Below are 300 nucleotides of genomic sequence, written 5' to 3'. Positions count from 1 at the left end.
TGATCTCTCTCCTGCCGAGCAGGAGAGGCTGAATGCCCAGATCGAGCGTTTCAGCACCGCCCTGAATGCGCAGGATTTCGAAACGGTCGGCAAGACTGTGCCGCCGAAAATCTTCGAGTTCATCGCCAGTGATGCGGGTGTCACCGTGGAGCAGTTGCGGAGCGCCTTGACGGCGCAGATGCAGATGGCGCTCGCGGCGGTCAAGATAACCGAATTCACCATGGACGCGCAGGCGATCAGCCTGACTGAGACGCCGGATGGCACGCCCTATGCGCTCATTCCGACAAAAACCGTGATGGA

1 pseudogene is annotated in these 300 nt (G+C 59.7%); it reads left to right on the top strand.

The window, feature by feature from the left end:
• Positions 1–300 (top strand): annotated as a pseudogene (locus EN804_RS36245) (hypothetical protein); the annotation flags it as partial.

The organism is Mesorhizobium sp. M8A.F.Ca.ET.161.01.1.1, assembly GCF_004792105.1.
In the GTDB taxonomy this organism is placed as follows: Bacteria; Pseudomonadota; Alphaproteobacteria; order Rhizobiales; family Rhizobiaceae; genus Mesorhizobium.
Note: the sequence above shows the minus strand (reverse complement) of the source record. Positions and strands in the feature narration are given on the sequence as shown.